The sequence below is a fragment of the Arthrobacter sp. ISL-5 genome (assembly GCF_018613835.1).
GTDB lineage: Bacteria > Actinomycetota > Actinomycetes > Actinomycetales > Micrococcaceae > Arthrobacter.
Window position 1 is genome coordinate 39,152 of record NZ_JAGGPM010000025.1, and the last position, 22,369, is coordinate 61,520.

At 67.5% G+C, this 22,369-nt stretch carries 22 protein-coding genes; 16 read left to right on the forward strand and 6 right to left on the reverse strand.

Translation table 11 applies throughout. The annotated features are described in order from the left end of the window. Positions 1 to 54 precede the first annotated feature (54 nt). Complete coding sequence (locus J7I89_RS13515) at positions 55 to 1,323, forward strand: multidrug effflux MFS transporter (protein ID WP_308159907.1); 1,269 nt, start codon at positions 55 to 57, stop codon at positions 1,321 to 1,323. Here J7I89_RS13515 and J7I89_RS13520 read toward each other — a convergent pair. Both J7I89_RS13520 and J7I89_RS13525 read right to left on the reverse strand, forming a co-directional pair. Then, entirely contained in the window at positions 1,271 to 2,467 is a 1,197-nt protein-coding gene (locus J7I89_RS13520) for an MFS transporter (protein ID WP_214971149.1), read from the reverse strand. The genes J7I89_RS13515 and J7I89_RS13520 overlap by 53 nt on opposite strands. After that, a complete protein-coding gene (locus J7I89_RS13525; RefSeq protein ID WP_308159908.1) occupies positions 2,464 to 3,006 on the reverse strand; it encodes a Chromate resistance protein ChrB in 543 nt (180 codons plus the stop codon). Before J7I89_RS13525 ends, J7I89_RS13520 begins: the two co-directional genes overlap by 4 nt. A gap of 77 nt (positions 3,007 to 3,083) precedes the next feature. On the opposite strand from J7I89_RS13525, the gene J7I89_RS13530 reads away from it, so the two are divergent. The 5 genes from J7I89_RS13530 (at position 3,084) to J7I89_RS13550 (ending at position 6,471) form a co-directional block, all read left to right on the forward strand. Further along, positions 3,084 to 3,461: a metalloregulator ArsR/SmtB family transcription factor gene (locus J7I89_RS13530; RefSeq protein WP_214971151.1), complete on the forward strand. Its 378-nt coding sequence runs from the start codon at positions 3,084 to 3,086 to the stop codon at positions 3,459 to 3,461. Then, entirely contained in the window at positions 3,458 to 4,513 is a 1,056-nt protein-coding gene (locus J7I89_RS13535; RefSeq protein WP_214971153.1) for a cation diffusion facilitator family transporter, read from the forward strand. The genes J7I89_RS13530 and J7I89_RS13535 overlap by 4 nt, the downstream gene beginning before the upstream one ends. 188 nt (positions 4,514 to 4,701) lie before the next feature. After that, positions 4,702 to 4,983 carry a hypothetical protein gene (locus J7I89_RS13540; RefSeq protein WP_214971155.1) on the forward strand — a complete coding sequence of 94 codons (282 nt, stop codon included), beginning with the start codon at positions 4,702 to 4,704 and terminating at the stop codon, positions 4,981 to 4,983. A 60-nt stretch (positions 4,984 to 5,043) separates the two neighbouring features. Further along, positions 5,044 to 6,174: an exo-alpha-sialidase gene (locus J7I89_RS13545; protein ID WP_214971156.1), complete on the forward strand. Its 1,131-nt coding sequence runs from the start codon at positions 5,044 to 5,046 to the stop codon at positions 6,172 to 6,174. 9 nt (positions 6,175 to 6,183) lie between these two features. Continuing rightward, positions 6,184 to 6,471 (forward strand): MoaD/ThiS family protein, encoded by a 288-nt coding sequence (locus J7I89_RS13550; RefSeq protein ID WP_078028368.1) that lies wholly within the window; start codon positions 6,184 to 6,186, stop codon positions 6,469 to 6,471. A 5-nt stretch (positions 6,472 to 6,476) separates the two neighbouring features. On the opposite strand, the gene J7I89_RS13555 is transcribed toward J7I89_RS13550, so the two are convergent. After that, the gene (locus J7I89_RS13555) at positions 6,477 to 6,713 is read right to left on the reverse strand and encodes a hypothetical protein (RefSeq protein ID WP_214971158.1); all 237 of its coding nucleotides are present in this window, start codon (positions 6,711 to 6,713) and stop codon (positions 6,477 to 6,479) included. A 222-nt stretch (positions 6,714 to 6,935) separates the two neighbouring features. Between J7I89_RS13555 and J7I89_RS13560 the strand changes: the two genes are divergently transcribed. Beyond that, positions 6,936 to 8,666, forward strand: coding sequence for an alpha-glucosidase (locus tag J7I89_RS13560; protein WP_214971161.1), 1,731 nt, complete (start codon positions 6,936 to 6,938; stop codon positions 8,664 to 8,666). A 22-nt stretch (positions 8,667 to 8,688) separates the two neighbouring features. Here the strand turns inward: J7I89_RS13560 and J7I89_RS13565 are convergent, their stop codons facing one another. Together J7I89_RS13565 and J7I89_RS13570 are read right to left on the reverse strand one after the other, a co-directional pair. After that, positions 8,689 to 10,383, reverse strand: coding sequence for an alpha-amylase family protein (locus tag J7I89_RS13565; RefSeq protein ID WP_214971164.1), 1,695 nt, complete (start codon positions 10,381 to 10,383; stop codon positions 8,689 to 8,691). Continuing rightward, complete coding sequence (locus tag J7I89_RS13570) at positions 10,380 to 11,351, reverse strand: TIGR03885 family FMN-dependent LLM class oxidoreductase (RefSeq protein ID WP_214971167.1); 972 nt, start codon at positions 11,349 to 11,351, stop codon at positions 10,380 to 10,382. The genes J7I89_RS13565 and J7I89_RS13570 overlap by 4 nt, the downstream gene beginning before the upstream one ends. A gap of 82 nt (positions 11,352 to 11,433) precedes the next feature. On the opposite strand from J7I89_RS13570, the gene J7I89_RS13575 reads away from it, so the two are divergent. Then, positions 11,434 to 12,501, forward strand: coding sequence for an ATP-dependent DNA ligase (locus tag J7I89_RS13575; protein WP_214971168.1), 1,068 nt, complete (start codon positions 11,434 to 11,436; stop codon positions 12,499 to 12,501). Positions 12,502 to 12,661: 160 nt separating this feature from the next. On the opposite strand, the gene J7I89_RS13580 is transcribed toward J7I89_RS13575, so the two are convergent. Further along, the gene (locus J7I89_RS13580; protein WP_214971170.1) at positions 12,662 to 13,981 is read right to left on the reverse strand and encodes an MFS transporter; all 1,320 of its coding nucleotides are present in this window, start codon (positions 13,979 to 13,981) and stop codon (positions 12,662 to 12,664) included. 223 nt (positions 13,982 to 14,204) lie between these two features. Between J7I89_RS13580 and J7I89_RS13585 the strand changes: the two genes are divergently transcribed. From J7I89_RS13585 to pcaC, 8 genes are all read left to right on the forward strand, one after another. After that, positions 14,205 to 15,068, forward strand: a complete 864-nt coding sequence (locus J7I89_RS13585) for an IclR family transcriptional regulator (protein ID WP_214971171.1) — start codon at positions 14,205 to 14,207, stop codon at positions 15,066 to 15,068. Between the two features lie 152 nt (positions 15,069 to 15,220). After that, positions 15,221 to 16,102: a shikimate dehydrogenase gene (locus tag J7I89_RS13590; RefSeq protein WP_214971172.1), complete on the forward strand. Its 882-nt coding sequence runs from the start codon at positions 15,221 to 15,223 to the stop codon at positions 16,100 to 16,102. Then, entirely contained in the window at positions 16,102 to 18,018 is a 1,917-nt protein-coding gene (locus tag J7I89_RS13595; RefSeq protein ID WP_214971173.1) for a bifunctional sugar phosphate isomerase/epimerase/4-hydroxyphenylpyruvate dioxygenase family protein, read from the forward strand. The genes J7I89_RS13590 and J7I89_RS13595 overlap by 1 nt, the downstream gene beginning before the upstream one ends. A gap of 32 nt (positions 18,019 to 18,050) precedes the next feature. Continuing rightward, the gene (gene pcaH, locus J7I89_RS13600; RefSeq protein WP_214971175.1) at positions 18,051 to 18,956 is read left to right on the forward strand and encodes a protocatechuate 3,4-dioxygenase subunit beta; all 906 of its coding nucleotides are present in this window, start codon (positions 18,051 to 18,053) and stop codon (positions 18,954 to 18,956) included. Continuing rightward, positions 18,949 to 19,530 (forward strand): protocatechuate 3,4-dioxygenase subunit alpha, encoded by a 582-nt coding sequence (pcaG, locus tag J7I89_RS13605; RefSeq protein WP_214971178.1) that lies wholly within the window; start codon positions 18,949 to 18,951, stop codon positions 19,528 to 19,530. The genes pcaH and pcaG overlap by 8 nt, the downstream gene beginning before the upstream one ends. Continuing rightward, positions 19,527 to 21,011: a lyase family protein gene (locus J7I89_RS13610; protein ID WP_214971180.1), complete on the forward strand. Its 1,485-nt coding sequence runs from the start codon at positions 19,527 to 19,529 to the stop codon at positions 21,009 to 21,011. Before pcaG ends, J7I89_RS13610 begins: the two co-directional genes overlap by 4 nt. Next, positions 21,004 to 21,822 carry an alpha/beta fold hydrolase gene (locus J7I89_RS13615; protein ID WP_214971183.1) on the forward strand — a complete coding sequence of 273 codons (819 nt, stop codon included), beginning with the start codon at positions 21,004 to 21,006 and terminating at the stop codon, positions 21,820 to 21,822. Before J7I89_RS13610 ends, J7I89_RS13615 begins: the two co-directional genes overlap by 8 nt. Next, positions 21,819 to 22,292, forward strand: coding sequence for a 4-carboxymuconolactone decarboxylase (gene pcaC / locus J7I89_RS13620; RefSeq protein ID WP_214971185.1), 474 nt, complete (start codon positions 21,819 to 21,821; stop codon positions 22,290 to 22,292). The genes J7I89_RS13615 and pcaC overlap by 4 nt, the downstream gene beginning before the upstream one ends. Positions 22,293 to 22,369: the final 77 nt, after the last annotated feature.

Consider the following 22,369-nt stretch of genomic DNA (forward strand, 5'->3'; position numbering starts at 1 on the left):
GACATCCTTGGCCCCCAATCGGGCCGCCCCAATGACCCCTAGAACAGAGCCAGCGTGACAGTCATCGAGACCCCGATGCCCGCACGTGAGCAGACCGTCGGCCGCTTCCTGGCGGTCGTGCTCGGCCTGCTGACAATCTTCGGTCCGATCTCCATGGACCTCTACCTGCCTGTCCTTCCGGCCCTCACAGCGGAGCTTCAGAGCACGACGTCGGTTGCCCAGCTGACAATCACCGCCTGTCTGCTGGGCCTGGCCATAGGCCAGGTGATCGCCGGGCCCCTCTCGGACCGCTTCGGCCGCCGAACGCCGCTGCTGATCGGGGTCAGTGCATACGCCCTCACCTCGGCCCTGTGTGCGGTGAGCCCAACCATCGAAACACTCATCATCGCGAGGTTCGTCCAGGGCCTGGCCGGCGCCGTAGGCATAGTGATCGCGCAAGCGGCTGGTCGGGACGTCTACTCGGGCGGCAAGCTGCTTCGCTACTACGGCCGCCTCACTGTGCTCGGAGGGCTGGCCGCAATCATCGGCCCGGTCATCGGCGGGCAGCTCGCAACGGTCACGGACTGGCGCGGAGTCTTCCTCTTCCTTGCAGCCGTTGGCATCGCCATCCTGGTGGCATCGTTGGTGATCTTCCACGAGACCCTGCCGGCAAACAGACGCGTCACTGGAGGTTTCTCCCATGCCCTCAACGATTTCCGCCGACTCCTCGCTGACCGGGTGTTCGTCGGAGCTGTACTGATCACCGGCTTCACCTACTCCGCGATATTCGCCTACCTGAGCGGGGCAACCTACATTCTCCAAGGCATGTATGGCCTCTCCCCGCAGGGCTACTCGCTGGCATTCGGCCTGAATTCCTTGGGCTTCATGGTCTTCGGGTTCATCGCCGGCCGCCTGTCTGAACGGTGGTCCGTGCGTGGAACGCTCACCGTGGGACTGATCATGACAGCCGCCGGCGCCCTGGGGCTGCTTGCGACGGCACTCCTGCACTTGCCTCTGATCGCCATCGTCCTGTCCCTGTTCACGATGGTCAGCGGCGTGGCCGTAACCAGCCCGCCGGCCATCTCGCTTGCGCTAAAGGACTATCCCGACATCGCCGGGACAGCCTCCTCACTCCTGGGGCTGGCCCGTTTTGCTTTCCGCAGCAGCGGCCGCACTGTGCCTCGGACTGGTCAGCGGGCGGCGCAGAGACCGTTACGGCGCACCAGATTAACCCCGACGCCGGTCTGGCCACCACATCGCACCGGGCCGGCTGAGGTAAGGGTCGAACGCGTTAGTTGGTTTTCCGGCTGCCCGGAATTCCCGCGTCGATGGGGGTCTTGGTGAGGCGGGGCAGGCTGGCGGCTGCTATCAGGAGGGCCAGGGCTCCGAGGCCAAAGGGCAGGGCGCTGGCGGTGGCGATGCCTCCGACGAGAAGCGGGCCTCCGGCGTCGCCAAGTTCCCGGCCAAGTTCGGCCGAGCCCATGGTCCGGCCCATGCGTTCCGGCGGTGTGGTATCGGCCAGGTGGGCAAAACCCAGGGGTGCCGCGGCGCCCACGCCGGCGCCGATTGCCGCGGCCGAGATGAACAAGGTGACCGGCCCCGGTGCCAGGGCAATGAGGGCCACGCCGCTGGCGGTGAGCAGGAGGCCGGCGGTCATGCCGTGGTTGTCGCTGATGCGTTGCTGGTCGCGCATCTTGCCTATCCTGGGCTGCACCAGGAGTGCGGCGATCGCCAGGACGCTCACCGTCGCGGTTCCCGCGACGGGGCCCAGGCCATGTCGGGTGGCCAGGGCGGGAAGGAATCCGATCGCGGCACCCATTGCCGCCGTCGAGGCCGCGAGCACGAGCGTGGGGACGAGGAAGCGCCGTTCCGTGACCTGGCGCGCCAGATCAAGGATCGTGTAGCGCTGGCGAGGGAGCGGTTCCACGTGGGGGACGCAGAGAAGGACCCAGAGAGCCGCGGCTGCCGCCAAAACAGAGAGCGCGGCAAAGAGCAAGGCGAAACCCCCGGCGAGGATCAGCCCCGCCCCCAGCAGCGGTCCGATCACGTAGCCGAGGCTCTTCCAGGATCCGTACCGGCCGAAGTAGGTGCCGGCATTCTTTCCCCCGGCCATCCGTGCGACCATGGCCGACGCTGCCGGAGAGAAGGCCGAGGCCGCGGCGCCCTGCCCAAGCCGGGCCATGCCCAGCATGAGGGGATCGCTTCCCCACAGCCCCGGGATCGAGAGCACGGCGAAGGCCAGGAGGCCGCCGACGATGACGGGCTTAGTGCCGATTCTGTCGCTCAGTGCGCCGAAGACGGGCTTGAGGAACACTTCTGAGATGTCGTAGGCAGCCAGCAGAATGCCGAGAGTGAGCAGCGTCAGGCCGATGTTCCCGCTTTGGGCGCCCATGCCCGCGGCAACGCTGTGGGCACCGAAGGCCGTCACGAACCCGGCGGCGTACAACGGCGCGGAGGACGTCCGGGTGTCCGGCGCGGCGGGGCTCATGAGTGGACCTCCCGGTAGACGTGCCCGGCGAAATCATCCAGGGCGGCGGTGCAGCGGGCCAGCTCATCCTCGGCGCGGGTTGCGCCGGCGCTGCCGAAGACATCCCTGGACCGGATCGACCGGGACCACCGGCGGAGCCGTTCCAGGCTTTGTTCTTCCTCTTCCAGTTCGGCGAGAGTGAACTTCTTTTTGGCGATTTCCCGGGCGATCTCGTCCGTGAATTTCACGCAGTCAGCCAGGAATTCGGCCCATTCATCCCCGCGGGCGGCATCAAAGAGCGACCGCAGCTTGGGGGCATCGTCGTCACCGGAACCGGTGGTCAGCAGCATCAGTTCGCCCTTCCCGGCCCGGGCGAGATCACGTGCTTTCGTTGCCCCTTCCCGGCAGGCCGGCACATCCGGTGCAGCCCAGGTGCCTTGCCCGAGCGGAACGGCGCCAAACCGCCGCAATTCCCGCCAGACGGCAACACGGTGGCGGGACGGGACAGCAGGAACCTGAACGATCATGACGAGCCAGGAAACATTTTCGACTATTGACACATCATCAATTGTAACGGTTGCTACATGGGCATCCGGCCGCTTTGTCAAACACGAGACCATTATGCAAGTATTTGCGTATGAATGCAGATACGCAATCTTGCACCTTGGGGCCTGACAGCCAGTATGTGGAGCTGGCAGTCGAGGTCTTCGCCATGCTGGCGGACGCCACGCGGGTCCGGCTGATTCTGGCTCTTCGTGACGGCGAGTTGCCGGTCAATGCGTTGGCCGAGAAAGCCGGAAAGTCCGCAGCTGCTGTGTCCCAGCATCTGGCCAAGATGCGCCTGGCCCGCATGGTTTCCACACGGCAGGAAGGCACGAAGGTTTACTACCGGCTGGCCGATGGTCACGCCTGGCAACTTGTTGCCGACGCCATCCACCAGGCCGAACATGCCCTGGGAACGGCGCCCCATCATGGCGCCGCACCCCACCATGCTCCCGGCGAGGCCGGGGCATGAGTAAGCCTGCACCGCACCTGCATCCCCACCCGCATGACGGTCCCGCTGCGGGCGGCGGACACCATCACGATCATGACCATCCGCACGATCACGACCACGGCCATGTCCACGCCACAGGGCTCAAAGGGTGGCTGCAGGAACTCTTCATCCCGCACTCCCACGATTCGGCAGACTCCGTCGACGAAGCCATGGAGTCCAGCGCGGAAGGTATCCGCGCGGTCAAACTCTCGTTGCTCGGACTCGGCACCACGTCGCTGTTCCAGCTGGGCATCGTCCTGATCAGCGGGTCCGTCGCGCTGCTGGCCGACACCGTGCACAACTTTTCCGACGCCCTGACCGCTGTCCCCCTTTGGATCGCCTTCCTGCTCGGCCGCCGCACCGCCACGCGGACTTACACCTATGGCTTCGGCCGAGCCGAAGACCTGGCTGGATTGTTCATCGTGGCCATGATCTCCCTGTCCGCGGTGGTGGCCGCCGTCGAGTCCATCCACCGTTTCTTTGCCCCACAGCCAGTCCAGAACCTGGGCTGGGTGCTGGCCGCAGGACTCGTCGGTTTCGCCGGCAACGAGCTCGTTGCGATCTACCGGATCCGCGTCGGCCGGAAAATCGGCTCCGCCGCCCTGGTCGCCGACGGGATCCACGCCCGCACGGACGGCTTTACCTCCCTGGCCGTGGTCGCCGGTGTCATCGGCACCTGGCTTGGCTTCCCGCTGGCCGATCCGATCGTGGGCCTGCTCATCTCCGTCGCCATCGCAATCCTGCTCTGGGGAACCGTCCGGGACATCGGGCGCAGACTCATGGACGGCGTCAACCCGGCGCTCACAGACAAGCTCGCCGACGTCGTGCGGGGGCACGCCCCTGCCGACTCAACGTCCAGGCTGCATGGTCCGGCCACAAGCTGCACGCAGAAATCAGCATTCCTGCTGGCAGCTGCGGCGATCTGGCCGAACTCGCAGCGCTGGCCGCGGACCTTAAACACGCCGCGGCGCACGCCTTGCCGAATATCGGATCGGTGGAGGTCGTTCCCAGGTTCGATTAGGCAGGTTCGATGAGGTCGGTTCGATGAGGCCGGTTTCATGAGACGCCATCCCCTGCTCCTGACTTGCGAAGCGCGATATTCCGCCACCTCCGCGGTTGTGTTCATCACACGCCGTTGTGCCGTCGCGGCGGTTCGGTCCGTCGGTCGCATACTGGACTGACCGGGAGGCGGCGTGTGCACGGGCGGGCAGGAGGAGCAGGCATGAAAACCCTGATGGCAGTGGTGCGGAACGAGTACTTTCCCGCGGCCGCAGTGTTGGCGTTCGTCGTGCTGTTCTGGACGGCGGGACTGTTCGGCGGCCTGTCATTGCTCAGCACCAGCCAGCCGCCCATCGCCACACTGTTCTGGCTGTTGTTCGTCTACGCGGTCGCCGTCCTTTCGCCGCTGGCCGGGCTGCTCGCAGCAGTTGACCTCGTCCGCAGATGGTGGCGGAACCGCCGCGCAGCGCGGATCGGAACCGGCGCAGCACGCCACGACCAGTGACTGGCACTCGTCCAGGCTCCTGCGCCTAAACCATTGCGGCCTCCCCGCCGGAGTGGTTGCATGGGGTGCATGGCTACCCCGGAGAGTTACGTCTTAGCGATCGGGACCAAGAAAGGCCTCTGGCTGGCGACCAGCCAGGACCGGAAGCAATGGTCCTTCACCGGCCCGCATTTCCTGATGAGCGAGATCCCGAGCATCGGAATCGACACGCGCGACGGCCGCACCCGGATCATGGTGGGCGTCCGGTCCGAACACTGGGGCCCCACCGTTGCCCACTCGGATGATCTCGGCGCCACCTGGACCGAGCCCGAGCAGGGCGCGATCAAGTTCCCCGACGGCACCGACGCCGCCGTGGAACGCATCTGGCAGATCTACCCCGACGCCGACTCCCGCCCCGGAGTGGTGTGGGCCGGTGCCGAGCCGATTTCGGTCTGGAAGTCCACCGACGGCGGCGAGCACTTCGAGCTGAACCGCGGACTGTGGGACCATCCGCACCGCAGCGAATGGGGCGCCGGATACGGCGGCGCCGCCGCACACTCGATCGTGGTCAACACGTCCGGAGACAACGTGCACGTGGCCATGAGCACCGGCGGCGTATACCGCTCGCTCGACGGCGGATCGTCCTGGGAACCCCGGAACAAGGGCATCTCCGCCTACTTCATGCCCGATCCCAACCCGGAATTCGGCCAGTGCGTGCACAAGATTGCGGCGGACGCCGCCGTCGAAGGCCGCCTCTACGCGCAGAATCATCACGGCGTCTACCGCAGTGATGACAATGCCGAGAACTGGGAGTCAATCGCGGAGGGGCTGCCCGCCGATTTCGGTTTCGTGATGCTGACGCATCCGCGGCGGGCGGGCACGGCTTGGGTGATTCCCCTCAAGGCCGACGGCGAGCGGATTCCGCCCGAGGGCAAGCTCGCCGTGCACCGGACCGATGATGCCGGCGGCACCTGGAAGCGGCTAGATGCCGGACTTCCCCAGTCCGAATACAACGCGGTGCTCCGTGACGCGGCCGCGGTGGATTCTGCTGAACCCGCCGGGGTGTACTTCGGAACACGCGGCGGCTCGGTCTATGCCAGCGCCGACGAGGGTGAATCGTTTGACGAGGTTGCGTCCCACCTGCCGGACGTCCTGTGCGTCCGGGCCGCCGTGGTTGCGGATGCCAAGGTCGCGGCAACGGTTTCTGTGTGAGGATCCGTTGTGGCTGAGATCAGCGTGGTGCTTCCCAGCGTGCTCCAGCCGCTCGCCGGCGGGCAGTCCTACCTGACTGCGCCCGCCGACGGGACGGTGACCGTGGGCTGGTTGCTGGATTCCGTGACCGGGGATTACCCGGTGCTTGCCAGGAGGCTGCGGGACGAAACGGGTGCCCTCCGCCGCTACGTGAATATTTACGTGAACGGTGACGAGGTCCGGCGTCTCCAGGGCCTGGATACGGAGGTCGCTGCCGGCCAGGAAGTGCTGATCATTCAGTCCGTGGCCGGGGGCTAGCTGGCTCAGGCGACGCGCCAAACGCTGCATTCATCCGTATTGATGGCCTTGCGCATGCCCGTGTGATGATCCATGATCCAGACGACGCCGATGCCCGGCGCTGTCTCTTGGACGCTGCCACGGCGGATGATGACGTCGTCGTAGCTGGGCCCCACCGAGAGGCGGGCTTCGATCTCGTCCCCGCGGTGGAGCTGGTCCAGTGCGCGGACGCGGGTTATGTGGGCTCTGGCTTCCTTCAACATGGCATGGCCTCCTGAACTGGAGCTGGTGCCTGCAATTGCCGGCACTTCCAGTGTGGCGGGGGATTGTTGCGCCCGGGTTTCCTGCCCGTTAGCACCGGGTTAGTTTCACGCGCCGGTCCGGTTTCCACACCCGGGGCGCCGGCCATTGACCGACGAATCATCTGCTACGAGACTTTCAATGGGTTTGTATCCCGCAACGGCCCCGACCAGGAGGAACCAGCAATGACCATCCAGGAATCCGAGGCAGAAGCCGCCTTCAGGGCAGGCAGGGAATGGTTCAAGAGTGCGGTGGTGTACCAGATCTACCCGCGCAGTTTCGCCGATTCTGACGGTGACGGCATCGGGGATCTCCGCGGGATCATCAGCCGGCTCGACTACCTGCAGAAGCTGGGCGTCGACGTCGTCTGGCTGTCCCCGGTGTACCGCTCGCCGCAGGACGACAACGGCTACGACATCAGCGACTACCGGGACATCGATCCGGTCTTCGGGGACCTGGAAACCCTGGACGAGCTCTTGGACGGACTGCACGCACGCGGCATGAAGCTCTTGATGGACCTCGTGGTCAACCACACCTCGGACGAGCACCCCTGGTTCGTGGAATCCCGCTCGGGCAAGGACAATCCGAAACGGGACTGGTACTGGTGGCGGCCGCCGCGGGACGGCGCCGAGCCCGGCACTCCGGGTGCGGAGCCGAACAACTGGGGCTCCGCATTCTCGGGGCCGGCCTGGGAATACGACGCCGCTTCGGGGGAGTACTACCTCCACCTCTTCTCCCGGAAGCAGCCGGACCTCAACTGGGAGAATCCGGACGTGCGTGCCGCCATCTACGACATGATGAACTGGTGGCTCGACAGGGGAGTGGACGGCTTCCGGATGGACGTCATCAACTTCATTTCCAAGGAGGAGTCACTGCCGGACGGCCCCCGCGCCGACGGCATGCTCTACGGCGACGGCGGCCCCCACTACATCTGCGGGCCCCGCATCCACGAGTTCCTGCAGGAGATGCACCAGGAGGTCTTCGCCGGCCGGGACAAGGACCTGCTCACCGTGGGCGAGATGCCGGGCGTGACGTTGGAGGACGCCGCGCTGTTCACCGACCCCGGACGCCACGAGGTGGACATGGTGTTCCAGTTTGAGCACGTGGCCCTGGACCAGGAGGGCGGCAACAAGTGGCGGCCCAAGAAGCTGCTGCTGACCGATCTGAAGAAGTCCCTCGGCCGCTGGCAGGAGGCGCTGGCGGAGAGCGGCTGGAACAGCCTCTACTGGGGCAACCACGACCAGGCCCGCGCCGTGTCCCGCTTCGGCGACGACGGCCGGTACCGCGAGCTGTCAGCCAAGATGCTGGCCGCCGTCCTCCATCTGCACCGCGGCACGCCGTACGTGTACCAGGGCGAGGAGCTGGGCATGACCAACATGGCGTTCGGCGCCATCAGCGACTACCGCGACATCGAGGTCCTCAACCACCACCGCGAGGCCACCACGCACCTGGGACACACGGACGCCGAGGTCCTCGCCGCCCTGGCGCCGCTGAACCGCGACAATGCGCGCACGCCGGTCCAGTGGGAGGCCGGCCGGAACGCGGGGTTCACCACCGGGGCCCCGTGGATCGCGGTCAATCCGAACGCGAACACCATCAACGCCGCCGCCCAGGTGGACGACCCCCAGTCGGTCTTCAGCTTCTACCGGCAGGTCATCGCCCTGCGCCACGCGGATCCCGTGGTGGCCTACGGAGACTTCACCATGCTGCTCCCCGACGACGAACACATCTACGCGTTCCGGCGCTCGCTGCCGGACGCGGAGATGCTGGTCCTGGGAAACTTTTCCGGGACCGGACAGTCTGCCGGCGTTGAGGGATCATGGGGCGGCGCCGAGCTGGTGCTGGGCAACTACCCGCAGGAAGCCGGCCTGCAGCTGCGTCCCTGGGAGGTGAAGGTCTTCCGCCGGAGCCTGTAGGGGGCCCTTCTAAAGGCGGGCCTCAGGGAGCGAGCCTGTCGCCCGGTTTGTGGACCCGGAACCAGCGGTAGCCGTAGCGGCCCAGCTCAACCGTGAATCCGCCGTCGGGCTCCAGCGGAACGTTGTCGCCGTCGAGCAGGTCCAGCAGCGTGGCGCCCTTGAACGCCCGGGGCGGGCCGTCCTCGGGACCGGCGTTGCCGCTGACTTTTACGGTGTCCTCGCCGAAGTTGTGCAGCAGCACCAGGGTTGCCCCCGCCGAGCTGCAGGTGTGCGCGAAGACCGCCGGCTCGGGCTGGTCGATGACCGCGAAGTCGCCCCAGCCCAGCTCGGGTGACTCGCGGTAGCGCTGGATGAGCGTGGCGATGAAGTTCCACAGGGACGCCGGGTCCCGTTTGGCGGCCGCGGCATTGACCTTGTCCGGGCCGAACTCCCCGCGCGCCACCGGTTGCACAAGGTCCGCGACCAGAGCACTGGAGAAGCCGCCGTTCTTTTCGTCGTTCCACTGCATCGGCGTGCGGACGGCAGCGCGGCTCTTCTGCCGCAGGTCCTCGCCCATCCCGATTTCCTCGCCGTAATAGAGCACGGGTGTGCCCGGCAGCGAGAACATCAGCGAGTACACCATGCGGATCCGGCCGGCGTCGCCGTTCAGCATCGGCGGCAGCCTGCGCCGGAGGCCCCGGCCGTAGACCTGCATGTTCTTCTCCGGGCCGAACGCGGCAAAAACCTCCTCGCGCTCGCCCTCGCTGAGCTTATCCAGCGTGAGCTCGTCATGGTTGCGGACAAACATGGCCCACTGGTTGTCAGGATTCAGCGCCGGCCGGCTCTTCAGCGTCTCCGCCAGCGGCCGGGCGTCCCCGCGGGCCAGCGAAAGGTACAGGTGCTGCATGGACATGAAGTCGAACTGCATGTTCAGCTCGTTGCCCACGGCCCCGCCGAAGTATTCGAGCTGCTCCTTGTACGGCAGGTTCACCTCGCCCAGCAGCACCGCGCTGCCGTTACGCCGGCCGACGAAGCTGCGCAGGGCGGCCAGGTAGTCGTGCGGGTCAATCCTGGCCGCCTCATCCTTGGGCTGGCCGCGGGTTTCCAGGAAGAACGGCACCGCATCGAGCCGGAAACCATCCAGGCCCAGTTCCAGCCAGAGTCCCATGGCCTTGGCAATCTCGTTCCGGACCTTGGGGTTGGTGACATTGAGGTCGGGCTGGTGCTCGGCGAACATGTGCAGGTACCACTCGCCGGTGGCGTCGTCCTGCGTCCAGAGGGAAGTCTGCTCGCCCGGGAACACCACTTCCGAGGAGGTGTCCGGCGGGGTGTCCTTCCGCCATACGTAATAGTCGCGGTACGGGTTGTCCACGGATTTGCGGGCTTCCAGGAACCACGGATGCTGGTTGGACGTGTGGTTGACCACGAAATCCGCGATCACCCTGAGGCCCCGGTCCTTGGCGGTGCGGATGAACTCCACGAGGTCGCCCATGGTGCCCAGCCGGTGGTCCACGCCGAAGAAATCAGTGACGTCGTAGCCGTCGTCCCGGTCCGGCGACGGATAGAACGGCATGAGCCAGATGCAGCTCACGCCCAGCGCCGCGAGGTAGTCCACCCGCTGCGTGAGGCCGGCAAAATCGCCGGTGCCGTCGCCGTCGTCGTCGAAAAAAGTCTCAACGTCGAGGCAGTAGATCACGGCGTTCTTCCACCACAGGTCCGAGGTTTCAGAGATTCTCATGCGACACGCACCTTCCGCAGCTGGGGCAGCACCTGGTCCGCGAACGCATCAATGAACGGGGCCTGCTCCTGGCCCACGAAGTGCAGGTAGAGTTCGTCGAAGCCGAGGTCGCCGTACTCGCCGAGCCACTGGGCGTGCTGGTCAAGGCTGGCCGAAATGTTTACCGATTTCCGCAGCTGTTCCTCGCCGACGTCGGCGCTGACGCCGTCGAAATGCGCGGCCGTGGGCAGGTCCCAGGGTATGGGCGGCGCGAAAATGTTGGACCGCCACTGGTCCATCGCAATGGCCACGGCATCCTTCTCATCGGGGGCCCAGGACAGGTGGATCTGCAGGATCGCCTTGCCGCGGCCGCCGTTGTCGCGGTAGGCGGCGAGCATCTCCGCGAGCTTGGCATGGGGCTGGTTCACGGTGACCAGGCCGTCCGCCCAGGCCGCGGAGCGGCGCGCGGTCTCGACGCTGATGGCCGGGGCGATGAGCTGCGGCGGGGGCTCCGGAACGTCCCAGATCCGGGCCTGCTCCACCGTGACCAGTCCGTGGTGCGTGACCTCCTCCCCTGCGTGCAGGCGGCGGATGACGTCCACGCACTCCTCGAGCCGCTGCTGCCGGGTCTCCTTCAGCGGCCAGGGGTCGCCGGTGATGTGCTCGTTCATGTTCTCCCCGCTGCCAAGGGCCACCCAGAAGCGGCCCGGGAACATGGAGGCCAGCGTGGCCGAGGCATGCGCGATGATGGCGGGGTGGTACCGCTGGCCCGGCGCGTTGACCACGCCGAAGGGCAGCTTGGTGGTGGCCAGCGCGGCGCCCAGCCAGGACCACGCGAAGCCGGAATGCCCCTGCCGGGCGGACCACGGTTCGATGTGGTCCGAGCACATGGCGGCGTCGAAGCCGGCCGCCTCGGCGTGCTGGACATCCTTGAGGAGCTGTCCCGGACTGATCTGTTCATGCGATGCGTGAAATCCGATGGCTGCCATCGTTAATGTCTACCGGGGGCCGCTCGCGGTGTCGAGGGTAAGGGGGTGGCGCCGGGGCGGGCCCCGGGCAAGAATGGGGCGTATGCAGCTTCCGGTCATGCCCCCCATTGCTCCCATGCTTGCCAAATCGGTGGCCGCCATCCCGGAGGGTGCCATGAGCTACGAGCCGAAGTGGGACGGTTTCCGGTCGATCATTTTCCGCGATGGCGACGACGTGGAGATCGGCAGCCGCAACGAAAAGCCCATGACCCGGTACTTTCCGGAGCTCGTGGAGGCGCTGAAAGCCAACCTGCCGCCGAGGTGCGTGCTCGACGGCGAGATCGTCCTGGTGGGCGCGTCGGGGGACCGGCTCGACTTTGACGCCCTGCAGCAGCGGATCCATCCGGCCGCCAGCAGGGTCAAGCTGCTGGCCGAACAGACGCCGGCGAAGTTTGTGGCCTTCGATCTGCTGGCCCTGGGCGACGACGACTTCAGCGGCAGGCCCTTCGCCGAGCGGCGCGCCGCCCTGGAAGCGGCGCTGGCCACGGCGAGTTCGCCGATCCATCTGACCGCCGCGACGCTGGACCGGGAGCTTGCCGGGAAGTGGTTCAACCAGTTTGAGGGCGCCGGCCTGGACGGGATTATCGCCAAGCCCCTCGACGGCGAGTACCAGCCGGACAAGCGCGTGATGTTCAAGGTCAAGCACGAACGCACGGCCGACTGCGTCCTGGCCGGCTACCGGGTGCACAAGAGCGGACCGGACGCCATCGGATCGCTGCTGCTGGGCCTGTACAAGCCCGACGGCGAACTCGCCAGCGTGGGCGTGGTGGGCGCCTTTCCGATGCAGCGGAGGCGGGAGCTGTTCGAGGAACTCCAGCCGCTGGTGACCAACTTTGACGAGCACCCGTGGGCCTGGGCCAAGCAGGAGGACGGCGCCCGGACGCCGCGCAACGCCGAGGGCAGCCGCTGGAGCGCCGGCAAGGACCTGTCCTTCACGCCCCTGCGTCCCGAGCGCGTGCTGGAAGTGAAGTACGACCACATGGAAGGCGAGCGGTTCCGCCACACCGCGCAGTTCGTGCGCTGGCGCCCGGACCGGGACCCGTCGTCCTGCACCTACGAGCAGCTCGAGGAGCCCGTGAAGTTCGACCTCGCCGAGGTGCTGGCCACATAAACAGGTGACCCGCCCCTCGGGAGGGGCGGGCCGCCGTCGTGACCTTCTTTGGAGCTAAGCAGGCCGAATAGGCGGGGGACTCGCCGTGTCGCGGGGCGTTTGGCAGGCAAACGGGGTCACGACGGCGGGACGCACCCGGGCCGGTCGGGTGCCGGTCGGATTACTTGAGGCCGAGCTGCTTGGTGGGGGTCCTGAAGGTTTCCTTGGCCGTGAGGGCCGAGACCGCAGCGATGGTGCAGATGACCGCCGTGAAGATGCTGATCTGGACCCAGCCGCCGGGCTTGATGCCGCCCATGGCAGCCACGATGGCGGGCGCAAACCCTGCCATCAGGAAGCCGAGCTGGGTGCCGATGGCCAGGCCGGAGAAGCGGACCTTGGTGCTGAACATCTCGGCGTAGAAGGACGGCCAGACGGCGTTCGAGGCTGCGTAGCCGCAGGAGAAGAAGCCGATGGCGGCGAGGAACATCAGCGGGACGCTGCCGGATTCGAGGCTCAGCAGGAACACGGGGGTCAGGACAGCGCTGGCCAGCGCGCCGTAGATGAAGACGGGCTTGCGGCCGATCCTGTCGGCCAGCTTTCCGAACAGCGGCTGGGTGCCCAGGGCCACCAGGTTTGCGCCGACCACGAGCCACAGGGTGGTGGTGCCGTCCACGCCCGCAACGGTCTTGGCGTAGCTGATGGCGAGGGTGCCGAACACGGTGGAGACGGCGGCGATGAAGGCGCAGCAGATGACCCGGAGGACGTCGCGCCAGTGGGACTTCAACAGGTCGGCCACGGGCAGCTTGGCGATCTGGGCTGACTTCTGGGCTTCCTCGAAGGCCGGCGGCTCGTGCAGGGTGCGGCGGATGAAGAACGCGACGATCACCACAACGGCGCTGAGCCAGAACGGGATGCGCCAGCCGATGCCGTACTTGATCTCGTCAGGCAGGGCGAGGACCGGGATGAAGACGAGTGCGGCGAGGATCTGGCCGCCCTGGGTGCCGGTGAGCGTCCAGGAGGTGAAGAAGGAGCGGCGGTTGTCCGGTGCGTGTTCCAGGGTCATGGAGGAGGCGCCGGCCTGCTCGCCGGCCGCGGAGAGGCCCTGGCAGAGGCGTGCCAGCACCAGCAGGGCCGGAGCCCACCAGCCGACGGTGTTGAAGTCGGGCAGGCAGCCGATCACGAACGTGGAGGCGCCCATGAGCAGCAGCGTGAACATCAGGACCTTGCGGCGTCCCACCCGGTCACCGAAGTGGCCCAGGATGACAGCGCCGACGGGCCGGGCAACGTAGGCGAAGCCGAAGGTCGCGAAGGACATGATGGCCGCATTGGCGCCGGCATCCGGGAAGAAGACCTTGGGGAAGATCAGTGCAGCGGCGGAACCGAAAATGAAAAAGTCGTAGTACTCGACGGCGCTGCCGAGGAAGCTGGCAAGGGCTGCCTTCTTCGGGGTCCCGGCCGGGGCAACGGTGCCCGGCTCTACGGACGGGAGTGTCTGGCTCATGGTGTTCCTTCGGTGTGACGACGTTGTCGCGGATGTATCAGGAGTGTTGCAGCCGCCGTCCGTGTTGGGGAAGGGGCGGCTGGAGGTCCTCGGACCCGGACGAAGTAGCCACATGGTGAGAGCTACTTGTGCGATACAGCAATGATGACTGTGAGGGCAGTCACCTGTCAAGAAATTTATTCACCATCTAGAAATAGCTCTCACATTGTGGCAACATCGAGTTATGAGTGTGAAAGAAGCCACAGGCAACGACGCCGGCATCCAGTCCCCGGCAGAAGCAACCGCGGACGGCCTGGACCAGGCTGCCAAGCCGGCCAAGGCGAGCAAAGACGATTCCCGGACGGACATGGTGGGCAAGGCCCTGGGCCTCCTCGTGCTGCTGGGCGATGAACCCCGCGGCGCGAGCGCTTCGGAGCTGTCCCGCCGTGCCGAACTGCCCTTCAGCACGACGTACCGGCTCCTGGGTTCGCTGACCCGGGACGGCTTTGTGGACTACGAAGCCGAGGGCCGCCGCTACCACCTGGGCCTGCGCATCTTCCAGCTGGGCCAGCGCGTTTCCAACCACCACGGCTTCGCCGGCACCGCGCTGCCAATCCTGCGGCGCGTCACGGAACAGACGGGGGAGGCCACCATCCTGTCCGTCCGCGATGGCCACCACCACCTCACGGTGAACAAGGTGGACGGGCCGCAGACCTTCCGGGTCACCAGCGACCCCGGCCACCTCGGGGCGCTCCACACCACCTCGGTAGGAAAGGCGCTGGTGGCCTTCGCGGAGGAGGGCGAACGCGAGCGGCTGCTTGACGAACTGCCGCTGGAAGCCCTCACCAGCCTCTCCATCACGGACCGCGACGCCTTCAGGGCCGAAATTGACCAGGTCCGGCGGCAGGGGTACGCGGTGATGGACGAGGAGAACGAGCTCGGCATGCGCGCCGTGGCGGTGCCGGTCCTGAACTCCCAGGGGGTGGCCTTCGCCTCGCTGGCCACTGCAGTTCCCGTGTTCCGGCTCAGCATGGAGGCGCTCGTTGCCCTTGTGCCGCTGCTCCAGGCGGCCGCCGCGGAGCTCGCCGCCCGGCTGCCCCAGCGCTGATCGCCGGCTGAGTATTTTCCGGAATTGTTCGTATCTAGAACAAGAGTGCAACATATGAACTTCTGCTGTACTGTAATCCCTATCACCCGGCCAGCGGCCGGCGCCACGGGCGCCCAGCCGGCCGAGTGCCGTTGTCAAAGGAGCCCGCACGCATGAGCAATCGAACTGAGTCCTACCTCGTGGGACTCGTCGGCGATGGCGTGATGCCGTCACTCTCCCCGTACATGCATGAACGCGAAGGCGACGTCCAGGGCCTCCGGTACCTGTACCGCCCCATCGACCTCCACGAGCTGGGCCTTCCCGGCTCGACCATCGGGGACCTGCTGCAGAGCGCCTATCGGATGGGCTTCAACGGCCTGAACATCACCCACCCGTGCAAGCAGCTGGTCCTGGACCACTTGGACGAGATCGCCCCCGACGCCGCGAAGCTGGGCGCCGTGAACACCGTGGTCATCCAGGACGGCCGCTTCATCGGACACAACACCGACTTCTCCGGCTTTGCCGCCGCCCTCGCCTCCGGCCTTCCGGACGCCAAGCTGGACCGCGTCGTGCAGCTGGGAGCGGGAGGTGCCGGTTCCGCCGTCGCGTACGCACTGCTCACCGCCGGCGTCCAGGTGCTGGACCTCGTGGACATGGATCCGCAGCGCGGCGCCGAACGCGCCGGCGAGCTGGCCGGCTTCTTCCCGGACCGCACCATTACGGCCCGCACGACGGCGGAGCTGCCGCGGCTCATGCCGCTGGCCGACGGCCTGGTGCACTGCACACCGGTGGGCATGGCCGCCCACCCCGGCGTTCCGCTGGACATGACGCTGGTGGAACCGCGCCACTGGGTGGCGGACATCGTCTACCGCCCCATCGAAACCGAACTGGTCCGCGAGGCCCGGGCCAAGGGCTGCGACGTTCTCGACGGCGGCCGCATGGCCGTGGGCCAGGCCGCTGACGCCTTCCGCATCTTCACGGGTCTCGAAGCCGATGCCGACCGGATGCGGGCCCACTTCCTGGAGCTCATTGCCGCCGAAGAGGTGTCCGTCTGATGCGCACCGGAATCGCCACCGTGTGCCTCTCCGGCACGCTGAAGGAAAAAATGCAGGCCTGCGCCATAGCGGGCTTCGACGGCATCGAAATCTTCGAACAGGACCTGGTCACCTCGCCGCTGAGCCCGGAAGACGTCCGGAAAATGGCCGCCGACCTGGGCCTCACCCTGGATCTCTACCAGCCGTTCCGCGATTTCGATGGCGTCACGGAGGACGTGCTCGCCGCGAACCTCCGCCGGGCCGACGCCAAGTTCCGGCTCATGTCCCGGCTGGGCATGGACACCATCCTGGTCTGCTCCAACGTCGCCACCGCCACGATCGACGACGACGGCCTCAGGGCCAAGCAGCTCGCCGCCCTGGCGGAACTGGCCGGGGACCACGGCGTGAAGGTGGCCTACGAGGCGCTGGCCTGGGGCAAGTACGTCAACGACTACGAGCATGCCCACCGGCTCGTGGAAATGGTGGACCACCCCAACCTCGGCACGTGCCTGGACTCCTTCCACATCCTGTCCCGCGACTGGGACACCGCGCCCATCGAGGACTTCAACCCGGATAAGATCTTCTTCGTCCAGGTGGCCGACGCCCCCAAGCTCTCCATGGACGTGCTCTCCTGGAGCCGGCATTACCGCGTCTTCCCGGGCGAGGGGCAGTTCGAGCTGGCCAAGTTCATGGGCCACGTGGTCCGCGCCGGCTACACCGGGCCGGTGTCCTTGGAGGTCTTCAACGACGTCTTCCGCCAGTCGGACGTCGAACGCACCGCCGTTGACGCCATGCGTTCGCTGATCTGGCTGGAGGAGCAGAGCGCCAAGTGGCTCGAGGCGAACGCTGCTTCCGTTTCGAACGGAAGCGCCGCCGACGGCGGGGCGGGCGCCAAAGCCGCCGGCCGCCGTCGTTATCCCATGGAACTGGCCACGCTCCCGCAGGTCGCCGAACCGGCCGGATTCAACTTCGCCGAGGTCAAGGCCGCGGACACCGCCGCGCTGGAAACCGTTCTGGGGCAGCTCGGCTTCGAATTCAACGGCCGGCACCGGACCAAGGACGTGCAGCTGTGGACCATGGGCCATGCCCGGGTCATCATCAACGAACAGGCCCCGGGTATCGGGGACGGCTCACCGGCCCCGGCGATCGCCGCCCTGGGGTTCGACGTCGATTCCCCCGTGATTGCCTCCGCCCGCGCCCAGCAGCTCAAGGCCCCGGTTGTCCCGCGCAAGAGCCAGGCCAACGAGGAAGTGTTCCAGGGCTTCGCCGCCCCGGACTCCACCGAGATCTTCCTGTGCCAGGGCAGCCCCGACGGCACCGCCGCCTGGACCCGCGAGTTCGGCGGGGGGCTGGAAGTCCCGTCGGGTGCGCGCACCGCGGTGATCGACCACGTCAACCTGGCCCAGCCGTGGCAGCACTTCGACGAGGCCGTCCTCTTCTACACGAGCGCCCTGGCCCTGGAGCCGCAGCCCTACGCCGAGGTGGCAAGCCCCAGCGGACTGGTCCGCTCCCAGATCATGCAGACCTCCGACCGGGCCGTGCGCCTGGTGCTGAACCTGGCGCCGCTCCTGCAGCAGGACGGAACCCGGCACAAGACGTACCAGGAGCACATCGCGTTCGCGGTGGATGACCTGGTGGCCACCGCCAGGGCTGCCCGGGACCGGGGGCTGGATTTCCTGCAGATCCCGGCGAACTACTACGAAGACCTGGACGCCCGGTTCGGGCTGGACCCGGATTTCCTGGCCACGCTCCAGGACCTCAACCTGCTCTATGACCGCGACGCCGACGGCGAGTTCCTGCACTTCTACACCGCCACCGTGGGCAGCGTCTTCTTCGAAATGGTGGAACGCCGCGGCAGCTACGACGGCTACGGGGCGCCCAACGCCCCGGTCCGCCACGCCGTCCAGTACGACCACCTGCACCAACTGACCAACTAACCAACACCACCACCGATTGAAAGGAGGCTGCTGTGCCTGAAGACGTGAATCTCGCGACTTACAACGCCGACGCGCTCACCGAGGACCTGTCGGACGCAGTACCTGCCGAATCCGGGACTGCACCGCAGGCCGTCCCGGCGGAAGCGCCCCGCGTGGAAACCCAGCAGGATCTCAGCGCGGAGATCAAGGCACTCGGAGACGCCTATGCCCGGGCCCTGAAGGACGGTGCACCGAAGGAAACCCAGCCCCGCCTGGACTTCGCCCCGTACCGCAGCAGCATCCTGCGCCACCCCACCAAGAGCCTGCACCACGCGGACCCGGAAACCATCGAGCTGCACTCCCCGGCGTTCGGACACCAGGACGTGCACGCCCTGGAGGCGGACCTCACCATCCAGCACAACGGCGAGCCGCAGGGCGAACGCATCATCGTGGCCGGCCGCGTGCTCGACGGCGACGGCCGCCCTGTAGCGGGCCAGCTGGTGGAAATCTGGCAGGCCAACTCCTCCGGCCGCTACATCCACAAGCGCGACCAGCACCCCGCCCCGCTGGACCCCAACTTCACCGGCGTGGGCCGCTGCATCACGGGCCCGGACGGCTCCTACCGCTTCACCACCATCAAGCCCGGCGCGTACCCGTGGAAGAACCACCTCAACGCCTGGCGCCCGGCGCACATCCACTTCTCCCTGTTCGGCACGGAGTTCACCCAGCGGATCGTCACGCAGATGTACTTCCCGGGGGACCAGCTCTTCCCGCTGGACCCGATCTACCAGTCGATCGTGGACCAGGACGCCCGCGACCGCCTCGTGGCCTCTTACGACCACGACCTCACCGAGCCCGAATGGGCCCTGGGCTACAACTGGGACATCGTCCTGACAGGCTGCAAGCGGACCTGGACCGAAAACGAGGCGCTGGGCGCAGAAGGCGATGACCATGAGTAAACTCACCGCAACACCTGGCCAGACCGTGGGCCCCTTCTACGGCTACGCGCTGCCCTACGACAAGGACCGGGAGCTGCTGGCTCCCGGCTCCCCGGGCTCCATCCGCCTCCAGGGCACCGTGTACGACGGCGCCGGGCACCCGATCCCGGACGCCATCCTGGAAATCTGGCAGCCGGACGCCGAGGGCGACATCGTCCGCCGGACCGGGTCCCTGGTCCGAGACGCCTACACCTTCACCGGCTTCGGCCGCAGCGCCGTTGGCAACACCGGCGTGTACACCTTCACCACGGTGAACCCCGGACCCACCGAGCCCGGCGCCGCGGCGTTCATCTCAGTGGCCGTCTTTGCCCGCGGCCTGATGAACCGCCTGTTCACGCGCATCTACCTGCCGGAGAACGAGGAAGCACTCGCGAAGGACCCGCTGCTGTCCTCGCTGGACCCGGAGCGCCGCAAGACGCTGATCGCCCGCCGCGACGCCGACGGCGGCCTCACCTGGGACATCCGCCTCCAGGGTGAGGGCGAAACCGTCTTCCTCGACTTCGAGGGAACCGGAACCGAGGGTGCCTCACAGTGACCGACTTCCAGCCAGCCGGCACCGACGGCGACGTCGGGCTGCTCAGCCCCGTGTCGGCGTCGCCCCTGGTGACGGCGCTGATCGGTGACCGAGCGGTCTTGGCGGCGATCCTCGCCGTCGAGGCCGGCTGGGCCGCCGTGCTGGACCGGGCCGGCCTGGCGCCGGCCGGTTCCGCGGCGGTGGTGGCCCACGCGGCCGACGCGTCGCGCTACGACGTTGCCGGCATCGCGCTGCGGGCGCAGGGCGGCGGCAACCCGGTCATCCCGCTGCTGGCCGACCTGCTGGCCCAGGTCAAGGCCCTGGACACCGGCAACATCGGCGCCGCCGGTGTTGGTGCACTGGGTGCGGTGCACACCTCGCTGACCAGCCAGGACGTGCTGGACACGGCGCTCATGCTGCTGGCACGGAACACGGTTTCGGCCCTGCTGGCCGATGTCAGGGGCACGACGACGGCGCTCGCCCGCCTGGCGGAGCAGCATGCGGACACGCTCTGCGTGGGCCGGAGCCTGACGCAGCATTCGCTGCCGTTCACGTTTGGACTCAAGGCCGCGCAGTGGTTCCACGGGCTGGCCGCCGCGGCGCGCAGGCTCGAGGCGCTGGAACTGCCCGTGCAGACCGGCGGCGCGGCCGGCACGCTGGCCGCCGGCACCGTCCTCACCTCCGGGTCGGCGTCGGATCCCTTCAGCCTGTCGGATCAGCTCGCCGCGCAGCTGGGCCTCGCCGCCACACCGGCCCCGTGGCACACCAACCGGCTCGCCGTCACCTCCCTGGGCGACGCCCTGGCCGGTGTGACGGATGCGCTGGGCAAGATTGCCTCCGACGTCCTGTTCCTGAGCCGGCCCGAGGTGGCCGAACTGGCCGAACCCCGGGCGCCGGGCCGCGGCGTTTCCTCGGCCATGCCGCAGAAGCAGAACCCGGTGCTGTCGGTGCTGGTCCGCAGCGCGGCGCTCCGGGCCCCCGGCCTGGCCGCCCAGCTGCACCTTGCTGCCGCCAACTTCAACGACGAACGCCCCGACGGCGCCTGGCACACCGAATGGCCCGCCCTGCGCGAGCTGCTCGGACTGGCCCTCGGAGCGGCCGGACACCTCCGCGCACTGGCTGAAGGGCTGCAGGTTTTCCCGGAGGGCATGCGCCGCAACCTGGACCTGTCCGGGCCCCTGCTCCTGAGCGAGGGCGTGTCCGCTGCCGTGGCGCCGCTGCTCGCCGTTGACGGATCCGGCGCCGATGGCAAGCAGCAGCTGCAGGCTGCGGTGGCCCGGACCCTGCAGGCACCCGCCGCCGAGCAGGCGGACACCTACCGGCGGCTCCTCCGTGCGGCCGTCCCCGCGGACCGGCTCTCCGACGACAAACTCGAAGAGCTGCTGGACCCCGCGAGCTACCTCGGCCAGGCCGCCGGGATCTCGCGGCGGATCCTGGCCGCCTTCCCGGACTTTGCGCCTACCCCACCCGAAAAAGACGGAAACGGAGACTCCCGTGGCTAGACCAACACTGAAGGCAGTGCTGCTTTCTCCCCAGCGCACACTAGGCGACAAACCCCTCCTGATCGTGGGACCGTCGCTGGGCACCTCCTCGGTGCTGTGGGCGCAGGCCGGTTCCCTCCTGGCCGACGGCTTCGACGTCGTCGCCTGGGACTTGCCCGGCCACGGCGTCTCTCCGGCCGCTACGGAACCGTTCAGCGTCGCGGAACTGGCGGACGCCGTCGTCGAACTTGCCGACTCGATCGCCCCCGGCGAGACGTTCCACTACGCTGGGGTTTCGCTGGGCGGGGCCACCGGCCTGCAGCTCGCTATCAAACACGGCGACCGGCTGAAGAGCCTCTCCGTGCAGTGCTCCGGCGCCAAGCTGGGCACGCCCGAAGCCTGGCGGGAACGCGCGGAAACGGTCCGCACCCAAGGCACCCCCGTGATGATCCAGGGCTCGGCCGGGCGCTGGTTCGCACCCGGATTCATGGACCGCGAGCCGGAGCTGAGCAGCCAGCTGCTGCACTCCCTGCGCGACACCGACCGCTTCAGTTACGCCTTCTGCTGCGAGGCCCTGGCCGGCTTCGACGTCCGGGACCAGCTCGGCAGCATCACCGTCCCCACCCAGGCGGTGGCCGGCGCGGAGGACTCTGTTGCGCCGCCGTCGGTCGCGCAGGAAATCGCGGACGGCATCACCGCCGGGGGAGGCACGGCCTCGGCCGTCACCCTCGGAGGCGTGGCGCACCTGGCACCCGCCGAAGCGCCCGGCCACGTTGCCGATCTGCTGCGGACCCTCATCACGTGGAGCGAATCCCGCGGGGCTGCCAAGTGACCGGCCCGGAGGCATCACAGCGCTCCGGCGCTGAACGAAACGGCGTCGTGCAGCCGGAGGCCACCAGCCAGGACATCTACGACGGCGGCATGGTGGTCCGGCGAGAAGTGCTCGGCGATGCACACGTGGACCGCGCCAACGCCAACAAGGACGCCTTCACCGAGGACTTCCAGGACATGATCACCCGCATCGCGTGGGGCGGCATCTGGACCCGTCCCGGCCTCCCGCGCCAGATGCGCTCGGCCGTCACCATCACCGCCATGGTGGCGCACGGGCACTGGGAAGAACTGGCCATGCACATCCGCGCAGCCATCACCAACGGCCTGAGCAGGGACGAAATCAAGGAAATCCTGCTGCAGACCGCCATCTACTGCGGAGTCCCCTCCGCCAACACCGCCTTCAAGACCGCGCAGCAGGTGTTCCGTGAAATGGACAACACAGCGCTTGACGCACCCACCCCACCCAACTAGGTAGCAGCAGGTGTCGTTTTGAGCCGTCATAACGACATCAACTGCGACCTAGTTGGGACTCACAGACGGAATTAGAG